Source organism: Streptomyces olindensis, assembly GCF_040645895.1.
Taxonomy (GTDB): domain Bacteria; phylum Actinomycetota; class Actinomycetes; order Streptomycetales; family Streptomycetaceae; genus Streptomyces; species Streptomyces olindensis.
Window position 1 is genome coordinate 16939 of sequence record NZ_JBEYZD010000002.1, and the last position, 12050, is coordinate 28988.

Genomic DNA, 12050 nt, shown 5'->3' on the forward strand with positions numbered 1-12050 from the left:
GCCCAGATGACGATCAAGGTCGTACGGGGCAACCCGACCCCGGAGGAGCTCGCCGCCGCCCTGGCGGTGGTCAGGGCCCGCGCCGCGGCGGCGGCCGAGACGCCGCCCGGCGCGCCGACCCCTCGCGACTCCTGGTCCGACCCGTCCCGCATCGCGGCCCACCGCCTGCCCCAGCCGGGTCCGGCGGCCTGGGGCCGCACGTACTGGCCGGGCTGAACCTCTCAGGGGCACGCACGGGGGCACCACGCGGGGCGCCGATTTGAGTACGCCTACTCAGGCGCCCCGCCCTGCCAGCCCGCACGCTGGACTCATGCTGTGGTCCGACCCCGAGAACGAACCGCCCGAGGAACTGCGTGACATGCAGGGCATGCTGCGGCGGCTGAGCGTTCTCCTGGCCCTGGCCATGGTGCTGGTGATGCTCGTGATCGGTGTGAGGTGAGCGGGCCTCGCTCGGGTGACTAACCTGACTGGCATGACTGCTCAGCCCCGCAGGCGACTCGTCCTCGCCTCCCAGTCCCCCGCCCGGCTCGGCCTGCTCCGCCAGGCCGGCCTCACCCCCGAGGTGATCGTCAGCGGTGTCGACGAGGACGCCGTCACCGCCCCCACCCCCGCCGAGCTGGCGCTCGCCCTCGCCGAGGCGAAGGCCTCCGTCGTGGCGGCCCGGCCGGAGGTCAAGGGCGCGATCGTGATCGGCTGCGACTCGGTGCTCGACCTGGACGGCCAGGCCCTCGGCAAGCCCGCGGACGCGGAGGAGGCCACCGCCCGCTGGAAGGCGATGCGCGGCCGGGCCGGCACGCTCCAGACGGGCCACTGCGTCTACGACACCCTGCAGGGCCGCTACGTCTCCGCCACCGCGTCCACGATCGTCCACTTCGGCGAGCCCACCGACGAGGAGATCGCCGCCTACGTCGCCTCCGGCGAACCCCTCTACGTCGCCGGGGCGTTCACGCTGGACGGCCGCTCGGCCCCGTTCATCGACGGCATCGACGGCGACCACGGCAACGTCATCGGCATCAGCCTGCCCCTCGTCCGCCGGCTCCTCGCCCGACTGGGCATCGGCATCACGGAGTTGTGGGCGCCGGCGGAGAAGTGACCGGGGACCCGTCGCCGCCCTTCCCGGCCTCGGACGCGGCACCGGCGGGCTCGGCCGGACGGTCGTACGTCATCAGCAGCAGCACGATCAGGGCGAGCACCAGCACCATGAACAGGAACGCGGGCCAGCCGACGAGCCCCCAGGTGAAGGCGCCCAGGATCCCGTGCACGACCGCCGCGCTGATCAGCAGCACACGCCCGAAGCCCGCCGGGGGCCGGTCCCGCAGCGCCACCAGCAGGGCGACCAGGCCGCACAGCGCGAAGTAGAGGCCGAAGGCGATCCCGCCGATCTTCGACGACACCGACATCATGTGCGGGTCGAGCCCCGCCAGGGACATGTCCTGCCGGTCGACGACAACCCCCAGGGACCAGTTGAGCGCCGCGATGCCGAACGCCTCGGCGAACAGCACCACCGCCACGACCCACGCCACCGGCCTGCGCACCACCGCGCCCACCCTCTTCCCTCCGAAGACATCGCGAACGCTACTAACCGGTAAACCCGGGGACAAGGGTCGGGCGGGCGGCAAAGAATCATTGGGCCATTCGTAGGGACTCCACAAAGAAACAGAGTGGCCCGCAGCACGTGATGACAGAGACCTTCCCCACAGGGGAGGGCTAGGGTTTCCCGGAGGAGTACCGCGTACCGCGGTTCGACAAGGGATTTTGCGGGTCGAGCGAGCCTCGCATCACGCTCCGTGTGGGCAAGCTCACCACTGGGGACGGGTCGAAGTGCCGTGTCGGCAGTCCCTAAACTCGGCTTGTTTCAAGGAGGGAGCCTCAATCGTGCGCAAGGTGCTCATCGCCAACCGTGGCGAAATCGCTGTCCGCGTGGCCCGGGCCTGCCGGGACGCCGGGATCGCGAGCGTGGCCGTCTACGCCGACCCGGACCGGGACGCTCTGCATGTCCGCGCCGCGGATGAGGCGTTCGCCCTGGGCGGTGACACCCCGGGCACCAGCTACCTCGACATCGAGAAGGTGCTGAAGGCCGCGCGCGAGTCGGGCGCGGACGCGATCCATCCCGGCTACGGCTTCCTCTCCGAGAACGCCGACTTCGCCCAGGCGGTCCTGGACGCGGGCCTGATCTGGATCGGCCCGCCCCCGCAGGCGATCCGCGACCTCGGTGACAAGGTCGCCGCCCGGCACATCGCGCAGCGCGCGGGCGCCCCGCTGGTGGCGGGCACGCCCGACCCGGTCTCCGGCGCCGACGAGGTCGTGGCCTTCGCCGAGGAGCACGGTCTGCCGATCGCCATCAAGGCGGCCTTCGGCGGCGGCGGTCGCGGCCTGAAGGTCGCGCGCACGCTGGAAGAGGTGCCGGAGCTGTACGACTCGGCGGTCCGTGAGGCCGTCGCCGCGTTCGGCCGGGGCGAGTGCTTCGTCGAGCGCTACCTGGACAAGCCGCGGCACGTGGAGACCCAGTGCCTGGCCGACCGTCACGGCAACGTGGTGGTCGTCTCCACCCGTGACTGCTCCCTGCAGCGCCGCCACCAGAAGCTGGTCGAGGAGGCCCCCGCGCCGTTCCTCTCCGAGGCGCAGGTGGAGGAGCTGTACCGCGCGTCGAAGGCGATCCTGAAGGAGGCCGGCTACGTCGGCGCCGGCACGGTCGAGTTCCTCGTCGGCCTCGACGGCACGATCTCCTTCCTGGAGGTCAACACCCGTCTGCAGGTGGAGCACCCGGTCACCGAGGAGGTCTCCGGCATCGACCTGGTGCGGGAGATGTTCCGCATCGCCGACGGCGAGGAGCTGGGCTACGACGACCCGGCCCTGCGCGGCCACTCCTTCGAGTTCCGCATCAACGGCGAGGACCCGGGCCGCAACTTCCTGCCCGCGCCCGGCACGGTCACCACCTTCGCCCCGCCGTCCGGCCCGGGCGTCCGCCTGGACGCGGGCGTGGAGTCCGGCTCGGTCATCGGCCCGGCGTGGGACTCGCTGCTGGCCAAACTGATCGTCACGGGCCGCACCCGCAAGGAGGCTCTGGAGCGGGCCGCGCGGGCGCTGGAGGAGTTCCAGGTCGAGGGCATGGCCACGGCCATCCCGTTCCACCGCGCGGTGGTGAAGGACCCGGCGTTCGCCCCCGAGCTCACCGGCTCGTCGGACCCGTTCACGGTCCACACCCGCTGGATCGAGACGGAGTTCGTCAACGAGATCAAGCCGTTCGCCGCGCCGGCCGACGCCGAGGCGGACGAGGAGCCGGGGCGCGAGACGGTCGTCGTCGAGGTCGGCGGCAAGCGCCTGGAGGTCTCCCTGCCGTCCTCGCTGGGCATGTCCCTGGCCCGCACGGGCCTCGCGGCGGGCGCCAAGCCCAAGCGCCGCGCGGCGAAGAAGTCGGGCCCCGTGGCTTCCGGCGACACCCTCGCCTCCCCCATGCAGGGCACGATCGTCAAGGTCGCGGTCGAGGAGGGCCAGGAGGTCAAGGAGGGCGACCTGGTCGTCGTCCTGGAGGCCATGAAGATGGAACAGCCCCTCAACGCCCACAAGTCCGGCACGATCAAGGGCCTGTCGGCGGAGATCGGCGCGTCGGTGACATCGGGCGCGGCGATCTGCGAGATCAAGGACTGACGCCGGCGGACGGACGCCTACGGCGCGGCGGTGGGTCGGGGCCGCGCCGGGGGGGTGTCCGTCCTCGGAACGGCGCGATGGGGTTGCGTACCGACTCGCTGTTCGCTGACGCGCCAACCGCTGCGGGCGGACACCCCCCGACACGGCCCCTTGCCGCTGTGTGCGGGTGCGGGTCCGCTTAGCTGCGGGCATGCGTGCCGCTAAGGGCGGCACCCGTCCCAAAGAAGCGGCACCCCGCTCCGCCGGGCTGCGGACCCACCCGGCCCCAGCACCAACGCCGAGCACCTGGCAACCCGCAGCGCCTCAACGCCCCGCCGGCCCTCAACGGCGCCGCAGATCCGCCACCCGCGCCCGCTCCGCCCCAGGGCTCTGCTCACCCAGCATCGAGGTGGACCGCAACCCGCCCCCACCCCCCGGCACCTGCCGCCGAGGCCCGGGCAACGGCACATCCCGACGCTGCTGACGCGCCGGGACGGAATCACCCCCGTGGCCTGCCGAACCCGCGGAACCGCCCTGCCCCCCGGCCACGGCGATCTGCACGCCCTGGTCGGCAAGCGCCTGGAGCTCCGTGGCCGCACGGTCGTCGTGTGCGGGCGGCTCGTCCGTCACGAGGCGCGTGATGAGATCGGTCGGCACGGTCTGGAACATCGTGTCCGTCCCGAGCTTGGTGTGGTCCGCGAGGACCACCACCTCCGCGGCCGCCTGCACCAACGCGCGGTCGACGGACGCCGACAGCATGTTGGACGTGGACAGGCCCCGCTCGGCGGTCAGCCCGCTCCCGGACAGGAACGCCCGCGACACCCGCAGCCCGTGCAGGGACTGCTCGGCACCACTGCCGACGAGGGCGTAGTTCGAACCGCGGAGCGTACCGCCGGTCATCACGACCTCGACCCGGTTGGCGTGGGCCAACGCCTGCGCCACCAGCAGCGAGTTGGTGACGACGGTCAGCCCGGGCACCCGTGCGAGCCGGCGGGCCAGCTCCTGGGTCGTCGTACCCGCCCCGACCACGATCGCCTCCCCCTCTTCCACGAGATTCGCGGCGAGGTCGGCGATGGCGGTCTTCTCGGCGGTCGCGAGATGAGACTTCTGCGGAAAGCCGGACTCCCGCGTGAAACCGCCCGGCAGTACCGCACCGCCGTGCCGGCGGTCGAGGAGTCCTTCTGCCTCCAGCGCGCGCACGTCCCGCCGTACGGTCACTTCGGAGGTCTGGACGACGCGGGCGAGCTCACGGAGCGACACGGCCCCGTTCGCTCGCACCATTTCGAGGATCAATTGGCGACGTTCTGCAGCGAACACGAAACTGACAGTAACGCCAGCGACCGTCTGCTTTCAGCAGTTTGCGCTGAATAGCAGAAGATGTTCGCACGGAGCAGCGGGAAGTGGTATAGGGCCTAGTCCCGCCGCCTATGCCGTACGAATGGTCGAACACTCCCCGTGACCAGCGAGGAGTCGGTTTCGGCCTCAGCCGTCGCCGTTCGCCTTGCGGGTGTGCAACTGCCGTGCCACCTCCGCGATCGAGCCCGACAGCGAGGGATAGACGGTGAAGGCGTTCGCGATCTGTTCGACTGTCAGATTGTTGTCGACCGCGATCGAGATGGGGTGGATCAGTTCCGAGGCGCGCGGCGCCACGACGACACCGCCGACCACGATGCCCGTGCCCGGCCGGCAGAAGATCTTGACGAAGCCGTCGCGGATGCCCTGCATCTTGGCGCGCGGGTTGCGCAGCAGCGGCAGCTTCACGGCCCGGGCGTCGATCTTCCCGGCGTCGACGTCGGCCTGGGTGTAGCCGACGGTGGCGATCTCCGGGTCGGTGAAGACGTTCGACGAGACGGTCTTCAGGTTCAGCGGGGCCACGGCGTCGCCCAGGAAGTGGTACATGGCGATACGTCCCTGCATGGCGGCCACGGACGCGAGGGCGAACACGCCCGTCACGTCTCCGGCCGCGTACACGCCGGGAGCGGTCGTGCGCGACACCTTGTCGGTCCAGATGTGACCGGACTCGCGCAGCCGGACGCCGGCGTCCTCCAGCCCCATTCCCGCGCTGTTGGGCACGGCACCGACGGCCATGAGGCAGTGCGAGCCGGTGATGACCCGCCCGTCGGCCAGCGTGACCTCGACCCGGTCGCCGACCCGCTTGGCGGACTGGGCCCGGGAGCGCCCCATGACGTTCATGCCGCGCCGCCGGAAGACGTCCTCCAGGACGGCCGCCGCGTCCGGGTCCTCACCGGGCAGCACGCGGTCGCGCGACGACACGAGCGTCACCCTCGAACCCAGCGCCTGGTAGGCACCGGCGAACTCGGCACCGGTCACACCGGACCCGACCACGATCAGCTCTTCCGGCAGCTCGTCGAGGTCGTAGACCTGGGTCCAGTTCAGGATCCGCTCGCCGTCCGGCTTGGCGTCCGGCAGCTCACGGGGCTGCCCGCCGGTGGCGATCAGCACCGCGTCCGCCGTCAGCGTCTCCTCGCTGCCGTCGGCGGCGCGCACCACGACCTTGCGCGACCCGTCGAGCGCCTGCATGCCCTCGAGACGCCCGCGGCCGCGCAGGACGCGCGCCCCCGCACGCGTCACGGAGGCGGTGATGTCATGCGACTGGGCGAGCGCGAGCCGCTTCACACGCCGGTTGACCTTGCCCAGGTCGACGCCCACCACCCGGGCGCTCTGCTCCATGGGCGGGGTGTCGTCGGCGACGATGATGCCCAGCTCCTCGTAGGAGGAGTCGAAGGTGGTCATCACCTCGGCCGTGGCGATCAGGGTCTTCGACGGCACGCAGTCGGTGAGCACCGACGCCCCGCCCAGACCGTCGCAGTCGACGACGGTCACCTCCGCACCGAGTTGTGCGGCGACCAGCGCCGCTTCGTATCCGCCGGGTCCGCCACCGATGATCACGATCCGAGTCACGTACTCCATTGTCCCGCACCCCCCTGCGCGGCACCGCCCCGGGGCGGCTCTGTTACGGGAGTGACGCCGTTCGGCCTGCCGTACCCTCTCCCCATGTCGCTCTACGCCGCGTACGCCGGCAACCTCGACGCGCGGCTGATGTCCCGCCGCGCCCCGCACTCGCCGCTGCGCGCCACCGGCTGGCTGAACGGGTGGCGACTGACCTTCGGCGGCGAGCACATGGGCTGGGAGGGCGCCCTGCCGACGATCGTCGAGGACCCCCTCTGCCAGGTCTTCGTCGCGCTGTACGACATCGCGCCCATGGACGAGGAGTCACTCGACCGCTGGGAGGGCGTGGGCCTCGACATCTACCGCCGCACGCGGGTACGGGTCCACACCCTGGAGGGTGACGAGCAGGCGTGGGCCTTCACCCTCAACGCCTACGAGGGCGGCCTGCCCTCGGCCCGCTACCTGGGCGAGATCGCCGACGCTGCCGAGTCGGCCGGCGCCCCCCACGACTACGTCATGGAACTCCGCAAGCGCCCCTGCTGACGACCGCCCGCGGCACCGCCTCGTCGGAAACGACAAGACAACGATCGCCACCCCGTGAGCTCTGCCATCTACGCGCGTAGGCATTCACCGGCTACCCTCATCGGCGTGAACGCATCTCTTCTTCCGGACGACATCCAGGGCGACCCCCACGCCGCCGCCGACGCCGCCGCGGCCCGCCTGCGCGAACTCACGGGCGCCGAGACCCACGACGTCGCCCTCGTGATGGGCTCCGGCTGGGCCCCGGCCGTGGACGCCCTCGGCGCGCCCGAGGCCGAGCTCCAGGTCACCGAGCTGCCCGGCTTCCCGCCCCCGGCGGTCGAGGGGCACGGCGGCAAGATCCGCTCCTACCGGATCGGCAACAAGCGCGCCCTGGTCTTCCTGGGCCGGACGCACTACTACGAGGGCCGCGGCGTGGCGGCCGTCGCCCACGGCGTCCGCACAGCCGTCTCGGCCGGCTGCAAGACGGTCGTCCTCACCAACGGCTGCGGCGGCCTGCGCGAGGGCATGCGCCCCGGCCAGCCGGTCCTGATCAGCGACCACATCAACCTCACCGCCACCTCCCCCATCATCGGCGCCAACTTCGTCGACCTCACCGACCTGTACTCCCCGCGCCTGCGCGCCCTGTGCAAGGAGGTCGACCCCACGCTGGAGGAGGGCGTCTACGCCCAGTTCCCCGGCCCGCACTACGAGACGCCGGCCGAGATCCGCATGGCCCGGGTCATCGGCGCGGACCTGGTGGGCATGTCGACGGTCCTGGAGGCGATCGCCGCGCGCGAGGCGGGCGCGGAGGTTCTCGGCATCTCGCTGGTGACGAACCTGGCGGCGGGCATGACGGGTGAGCCCCTGAACCACGAAGAGGTTCTCCAGGCGGGCCGCGATTCGGCGACCCGGATGGGTTCGCTGCTGGCCCAGGTCCTGGACCGCCTGTAGGCAACCCGGCGCTGGGGGTGAGGCGGGGCGGGTCCGCAACCCGGCGGAACGGGGTGCCGCTTCTTTGGGACGGGTGCCGCCCCTAGCGGCACGCATGCCCGCAGCTAAGCGGGACCGGCGGCCCGCCCCCACGCGCCCGCACCCGCCGTCGTACGCAAGGGGACGTGTCGGGGGGTGTCCGCCCGCAGCGGTTGGCGCGTCAACGGACGGTCAGTCGGTACGCAACCCCATCGCGCCGTTCCGAGGACGGACACCCCCCGGCGCGGCCCCGACCCACCCCCGGCGAGCAGGCGCGGACGCGCACCCCCACCACCCCGCACAAGCCACCGCAGGCACCCGCACAACCCACAACCGGAGAGGCTGACACAGACCGTGCACGACGAACTCATCGCACAGGCCCAGGCGTGGCTCACCGAGGACCCCGACCCGGACACCCGCACCGAGCTCGCCCGCCTCATCGACGCCCAGGACCACGCCGAACTCGCCGCCCGCTTCTCCGGCACCCTCCAGTTCGGCACCGCCGGCCTCCGCGGCGAACTCGGCGCCGGCCCCATGCGCATGAACCGCTCGGTCGTCATCCGCGCCGCCGCGGGCCTCGCCGCGTACCTCAGGAAGCAGGGGACCCCGCACGGGGACGACACGGCCGGCCTCGTCGTCATCGGCTACGACGCCCGCCACAAGTCGCACGACTTCGCCCTCGACACCGCCGCCGTCATGGTCGGCGCCGGTCTCCGCGCGGCCATCCTCCCGCGCCCCCTCCCCACCCCCGTCCTCGCCTTCGCGATAAGGCACCTCGGCGCGGTCGCCGGCGTGGAGGTCACCGCCAGCCACAACCCGCCCCGCGACAACGGCTACAAGGTGTACCTCGGCGACGGCTCCCAGATCGTCCCCCCGGCGGACATCGACATCGCGGCGGAGATCGCCGCCGTCCCGTCCCTCACCACCGTCCGCCGCCCCACCGAAGGGTGGGACACCCTCGACGACAGCGTCCTCGACGCCTACCTCGCCCGCACCGACGCCGTCCTGGCCAAGGACTCCCCGCGCACGGCCCGCACGGTGTACACGGCGATGCACGGCGTCGGCAAGGACGTCCTCCTCGCCGCCTTCGCCCGCGCCGGCTTCCCGGAACCGGCCCTCGTCACGGAGCAGGCCGACCCCGACCCGGAGTTCCCGACCGTCGCGTTCCCCAACCCGGAGGAGCCCGGCGCGATGGACCTGGCGTTCGCCAAGGCCCGTGAGACCGCCCCGGACCTGATCATCGCCAACGACCCGGACGCGGACCGCTGCGCCGTCGCCGTACAGGACGGCACCGACTGGCGCATGCTCCGCGGCGACGAGGTCGGCGCGCTGCTCGCCGCCCACCTGGTCCGGCGCGGAGCGACCGGCACCTTCGCGGAGTCGATCGTCTCGTCCTCCCTGCTCGGCCGCATCGCCGGGAAGGCGGGCCTGCCGCACGTCGAGACGCTCACCGGCTTCAAGTGGATCGCCCGCGTGGAGGGCCTGCGCTACGGCTACGAGGAGGCCCTCGGCTACTGCGTGGACCCCGACGGCGTGCGCGACAAGGACGGCATCACGGCCGCGCTCCTGATCACGGAGCTGGCGTCGCGGCTCAAGGAGGAGGGCCGCACCCTGCTGGCCCTCCTCGACGACCTGGCGGTGGAGCACGGCCTGCACGCGACGGACCAGCTGTCGGTCCGTGTCCAGGATCTGTCCCTCATCGCCGCCGCGATGCGCCGCCTGCGCGAGCAGCCCCCGACCGAGCTCGCGGGCCTGCCCATCACGCGCACCGACGACCTCACCCAGGGCACGGCCGACCTCCCGCCCACCGACGGCCTGCGCTACACGCTCGACGGCGCCCGGGTGATCGTCCGCCCGAGCGGCACGGAGCCGAAGCTGAAGTGCTACCTGGAGGTCGTGATCCCGGTCGCGTCACACACCGACCTCCCCGCGGCCCGCGCGAAGGCGACGGACCTCCTGGAGTCGATCAAGCGAGACCTGTCGACGGCCGCGGGCATCTGAGACGACACCGGAAGAGACTCTCCCGGGCCACACCCTCAGCGGCGCCCGGGGGAGCCACTCCCACACCCCGCTCCGTCAGCGACACCCGGGAAAGCCCCCTCCCCCACCCCGCTCCCTCAGCGGCACCCGGGAAAGCCCCTCAGCCAAGAACCAACGCCCCCGCACTCACACCGCACGGCACCCCGCATCCGAAACCCGGCACCCGGCACCCAGCACCCGGCACCCAGCACGCGGCCCCGACCCCACCCCGTCACCCCACCAACAGCAGAACCGCCACCAGCACAGCACCGGCAACCGCCGGCCCCACCACCTCGTAAGCCCACCGCACGGTCACCTCCCCCTGCGCCGACTCCGCCTCATGCCGCGCCTCGTGCAGCCCCCGCAACTCGTCCATGATCCGGTCGGTCTCGGCCCGCACGGGCCCGTCGGACACGGGCCCCGCACCCAGACCGCCCCCCAGCCCCGCACGCGTGCCGAGCGCGCTGCCCCGCCCCTCGTCCCGTCCCATCGCCCGCCGCGCCTGCGCCGACGCCCGCATCTCGCGCCGCGCGGCCTTCTTCCGGGCGCGCAGCGAAACGGGCACGGCCCACAGCTGGTACTTCGCGCCGGACTCGGTGAGGACCTCGTTCGTGTACGCGGACTTCAGCGAGGCGATCCGCCCCCAGGGCAGGACGATGACGCGGAACGGGTTGCGCACCCGCAGCCGGTCCTCGCCCGCGTACACGGCCGGCCGCAGCGTGAAGGCGGCGACCAGCGGCACGACGAGCAGCATCAGGGCGAGCGCCAGCCATGGCGTGCGCCCCTCGCCCGACACCACGGCGTCGATGCCGATCCACCCCGTGACGGCGAGCAGCAGCACCCCGCCGACGATCGCCGGAGCCGACCGGTACACCCGGTCCCTGGACTCGGGCTCCGAAGGCTGCGGCACGGGCGACTGGGGATCGGGGCTCGTCATGCCTCGATTCTGCCGGACCCGTCCGGATGTCGGTCATCCGGCCGGGACAACCGGAGGGCTGTACAGCCGCTACGCGCGTAGATATGCTCGTCTGGTGACCATGCCCAGTTCTGCACTCACCGCAGCTCACCCCCTCAAGGACGTCACCACGTCCGACAGCGCGCTGCGCCGCTTCCTCCACGGGCTTCCGGGCGTCGACGCGGTCGGGCTCGAGGGGCGTGCGGCCTCCCTCGGCACCCGTTCGATCAAGACGACCGCGAAGGCGTACGCCATCGACCTCGCCATCTCGATGGTCGACCTGACGACGCTGGAAGGCGCGGACACCCCGGGCAAGGTCCGGGCGCTCGGCGCGAAGGCGGTCAAGCCCGACCCGACCGACCGTACGACGCCCAGCACGGCCGCGGTCTGCGTCTACCCCGACATGGTGGCCGTGGCGAAGGAGGCCGTCGCCGGCTCCGCCGTGAAGGTCGCCTCGGTGGCCACGGCGTTCCCGGCCGGCCGCGCCCCGCTCACCGTCAAGCTGGCGGACGTCCGCGAGGCCGTCGCCGCGGGCGCCGACGAGATCGACATGGTCATCGACCGCGGGGCGTTCCTCGCGGGCCGATACTTGAAGGTGTACGACGAGATCACGGCCGTGAAGGAGGCCTGCGGGACGTCCGCGCGCCTGAAGGTCATCTTCGAGACGGGCGAGCTCTCGACGTACGACAACATCCGCCGCGCGAGCTGGCTCGGGATGCTGGCGGGGGCGGACTTCATCAAGACCTCGACCGGCAAGGTCGCGGTCAACGCGACCCCGGCGAACACGCTGCTGATGCTGGAGGCGGTGCGGGACTTCCGCGCCCAGACCGGCATCCAGGTCGGCGTGAAGCCGGCCGGCGGCATCCGCACCTCCAAGGACGCCATCAAGTTCCTCGTCCTGGTCAACGAGACGGCGGGCGAGGACTGGCTGGACAACCACTGGTTCCGCTTCGGCGCCTCCTCGCTGCTGAACGACCTGCTGATGCAGCGCCAGAAGCTGGCCACCGGCCGCTACTCCGGTCCCGACTACGTGACGGTGGACTGATCA

The 12050-nt window shown here is 72.2% G+C and carries 12 protein-coding genes; 8 read left to right on the top strand and 4 right to left on the bottom strand.

The annotated features are described in order from the left end of the window. Positions 1 to 6 precede the first annotated feature (6 nt). The 3 genes from ABZ948_RS01210 to ABZ948_RS01220 all read left to right on the top strand — a co-directional run bounded on the left by ABZ948_RS01210 (position 7) and on the right by ABZ948_RS01220 (position 1093). A complete protein-coding gene (locus ABZ948_RS01210) occupies positions 7 to 216 on the top strand; it encodes an acyl-CoA carboxylase epsilon subunit (protein ID WP_359756136.1) in 210 nt (69 codons plus the stop codon). Between the two features lie 94 nt (positions 217 to 310). Continuing rightward, positions 311 to 439 carry a morphogenic membrane protein MmpB gene (mmpB, locus tag ABZ948_RS01215; protein WP_094054986.1) on the top strand — a complete coding sequence of 43 codons (129 nt, stop codon included), beginning with the start codon at positions 311 to 313 and terminating at the stop codon, positions 437 to 439. Positions 440 to 472: 33 nt separating this feature from the next. After that, a complete protein-coding gene (locus ABZ948_RS01220) occupies positions 473 to 1093 on the top strand; it encodes a Maf family protein (protein WP_359756137.1) in 621 nt (206 codons plus the stop codon). Here ABZ948_RS01220 and ABZ948_RS01225 read toward each other — a convergent pair. After that, positions 1062 to 1538 carry a hypothetical protein gene (locus ABZ948_RS01225; protein ID WP_359756138.1) on the bottom strand — a complete coding sequence of 159 codons (477 nt, stop codon included), beginning with the start codon at positions 1536 to 1538 and terminating at the stop codon, positions 1062 to 1064. The genes ABZ948_RS01220 and ABZ948_RS01225 overlap by 32 nt on opposite strands. Positions 1539 to 1875: 337 nt before the next feature. Here ABZ948_RS01225 and ABZ948_RS01230 point away from each other — a divergent pair, with 337 nt between their 5' ends. Beyond that, entirely contained in the window at positions 1876 to 3648 is a 1773-nt protein-coding gene (locus ABZ948_RS01230) for an acetyl/propionyl/methylcrotonyl-CoA carboxylase subunit alpha (RefSeq protein ID WP_359756139.1), read from the top strand. 321 nt (positions 3649 to 3969) lie between these two features. Here the strand turns inward: ABZ948_RS01230 and ABZ948_RS01235 are convergent, their stop codons facing one another. Together ABZ948_RS01235 and ABZ948_RS01240 are read right to left on the bottom strand one after the other, a co-directional pair. After that, a complete protein-coding gene (locus ABZ948_RS01235) occupies positions 3970 to 4944 on the bottom strand; it encodes a DeoR/GlpR family DNA-binding transcription regulator (protein WP_359756140.1) in 975 nt (324 codons plus the stop codon). Between the two features lie 165 nt (positions 4945 to 5109). Then, positions 5110 to 6558 (bottom strand): NAD(P)H-quinone dehydrogenase, encoded by a 1449-nt coding sequence (locus ABZ948_RS01240; protein ID WP_359756142.1) that lies wholly within the window; start codon positions 6556 to 6558, stop codon positions 5110 to 5112. Positions 6559 to 6642: 84 nt separating this feature from the next. Between ABZ948_RS01240 and ABZ948_RS01245 the strand changes: the two genes are divergently transcribed. From ABZ948_RS01245 to ABZ948_RS01255, 3 genes are all read left to right on the top strand, one after another. Continuing rightward, positions 6643 to 7080: a gamma-glutamylcyclotransferase family protein gene (locus tag ABZ948_RS01245; RefSeq protein WP_359756143.1), complete on the top strand. Its 438-nt coding sequence runs from the start codon at positions 6643 to 6645 to the stop codon at positions 7078 to 7080. 105 nt (positions 7081 to 7185) lie between these two features. Next, positions 7186 to 8010, top strand: coding sequence for a purine-nucleoside phosphorylase (locus tag ABZ948_RS01250; RefSeq protein ID WP_359756145.1), 825 nt, complete (start codon positions 7186 to 7188; stop codon positions 8008 to 8010). A 372-nt stretch (positions 8011 to 8382) separates the two neighbouring features. After that, positions 8383 to 10029: a phospho-sugar mutase gene (locus tag ABZ948_RS01255; protein WP_359756147.1), complete on the top strand. Its 1647-nt coding sequence runs from the start codon at positions 8383 to 8385 to the stop codon at positions 10027 to 10029. A gap of 250 nt (positions 10030 to 10279) precedes the next feature. Here ABZ948_RS01255 and ABZ948_RS01260 read toward each other — a convergent pair whose 3' ends face one another. Continuing rightward, the gene (locus ABZ948_RS01260) at positions 10280 to 10984 is read right to left on the bottom strand and encodes a PH domain-containing protein (protein ID WP_359756149.1); all 705 of its coding nucleotides are present in this window, start codon (positions 10982 to 10984) and stop codon (positions 10280 to 10282) included. Between the two features lie 100 nt (positions 10985 to 11084). Between ABZ948_RS01260 and deoC the strand changes: the two genes are divergently transcribed. Continuing rightward, positions 11085 to 12047, top strand: a complete 963-nt coding sequence (deoC, locus tag ABZ948_RS01265) for a deoxyribose-phosphate aldolase (protein WP_359756150.1) — start codon at positions 11085 to 11087, stop codon at positions 12045 to 12047. Positions 12048 to 12050 lie beyond the last annotated feature (3 nt).

What these genes read in the sequence shown, in the direction of transcription:
- ABZ948_RS01260 (WP_359756149.1), bottom strand. Translation starts at nt 10,984, where the DNA reads ATGACGAGCCCCGATCCCCAGTCGCCCGTGCCGCAGCCTTCGGAGCCC.
- ABZ948_RS01245 (WP_359756143.1), top strand. Translation starts at nt 6,643, where the DNA reads ATGTCGCTCTACGCCGCGTACGCCGGCAACCTCGACGCGCGGCTGATG.
- ABZ948_RS01210 (WP_359756136.1), top strand. Translation starts at nt 7, where the DNA reads ATGACGATCAAGGTCGTACGGGGCAACCCGACCCCGGAGGAGCTCGCC.
- deoC (WP_359756150.1), top strand. Translation starts at nt 11,085, where the DNA reads ATGCCCAGTTCTGCACTCACCGCAGCTCACCCCCTCAAGGACGTCACC.
- ABZ948_RS01240 (WP_359756142.1), bottom strand. Translation starts at nt 6,558, where the DNA reads ATGGAGTACGTGACTCGGATCGTGATCATCGGTGGCGGACCCGGCGGA.
- mmpB (WP_094054986.1), top strand. Translation starts at nt 311, where the DNA reads ATGCTGTGGTCCGACCCCGAGAACGAACCGCCCGAGGAACTGCGTGAC.
- ABZ948_RS01220 (WP_359756137.1), top strand. Translation starts at nt 473, where the DNA reads ATGACTGCTCAGCCCCGCAGGCGACTCGTCCTCGCCTCCCAGTCCCCC.